The 1300-nt window shown below is 62.5% G+C and carries 1 pseudogene; it reads left to right on the forward strand.

Annotation, left to right across the window (positions count from 1 at the left end):
* Positions 1-259: 259 nt before the first annotated feature.
* Positions 260-1300, forward strand: a pseudogene (locus EOC06_RS37430) (IS256 family transposase); the annotation flags it as partial.

Consider the following 1300-nt stretch of genomic DNA (forward strand, 5'->3'; position numbering starts at 1 on the left):
ACCTGCCACCTGCCACCTGCCACCTGCCACCTGCCACGGGAGTTCATCCGAGCCCAAACCCAGTAAGCCGGGTGGCAGGTGGCAGGGGAGCGCATTCGGAACGCTTGACCTTGCCCCTCTGCCGCTGGGCGTATTGAGCCGGCATCGACAGATGCCAGTCATTCCTGACTTAGGTTCTGATGGTCCGGATCGGCGGCTGAGGGACTGTCAGGAACTCTGTGCGCGAGGCCCATGATGATGGAAAGGAGAGAATCATCACATGGCTATCGAGAAGGAACTTCTGGACCAACTGCTTGCCGGCCGCGATCCGAATGAGGTGTTTGCCAAGGACGGATTGCTCGACGACCTGAAGAAGGCGCTTTCGGAACGGATTCTGAACGCTGAACTCGACGAGCACCTTGAGGACGAGAACACCGAGGGGAATGCCAATCGCCGTAACGGCCATTCGCGAAAGTCAGTGCTGACGGGCACATCGAAGATGACGCTGACGATCCCGCGCGACCGTGCCGGAACCTTCAATCCGAAGCTGATCGCCAAATACCAGCGCCGCTTTCCCGATTTCGACGACAAGATCATCTTCATGTATGCGCGCGGCATGACGGTGCGCGAGATCCGCGGGCATCTGGAGGAGCTCTACGGCATCGACGTGTCGCCGGACCTGATCTCGGCCGTCACCGACGCCGTCCTGGAGGAAGTGGCCGAGTGGCAGAACGGGCCGCTGGATGCGGTCTATCCGCTGGTCTTCTTCGATGCCATCCGGGTCAGATCAGGGACGAGGGCTTCGTGCGCAACAAGGCCGTCTACGTCGCGCTCGGCATCCTGCCGGACGGCACGAAGGAGATTCTCGGCATCTGGATCGAGCAGACCGAGGGCGCCAAGTTCTGGCTGCGTGTCATGAACGAGCTGAAGAGCCGTGGCGTCGCCGACGTCCTGATCGCCGTCGTCGACGGCCTGAAGGGCTTCCCCGAGGCGATCAACGCCGTCTTCCCCCAGACCGTGGTCCAAACCTGCATCGTGCATCTGATCCGCCATTCCCTGGAGTTCGTGTCGTGGAAGGATCGCAAGCCGGTCGTGCCGGCGCTGCGCGCGATCTACCGGGCAAAGGACGCCGAAGCCGGCATGAAGGCCCTGGAGGACTTCGAGGCCGGCTACTGGGGCCAGCGGTATCCGGCGATCACCCAGAACTGGCGGCGCAACTGGCAACACGTGGTGCCGTTCTTCGCCTTCCCCGAAAGCGTGCGCCGGATCATCTACACCACGAACGCGAGCTCGAGGCGTTGAACTCCAAGCTGCGCCGCGC

The organism is Mesorhizobium sp. M7A.F.Ca.MR.362.00.0.0 (assembly GCF_004023175.1).
Taxonomy (GTDB): domain Bacteria; phylum Pseudomonadota; class Alphaproteobacteria; order Rhizobiales; family Rhizobiaceae; genus Mesorhizobium.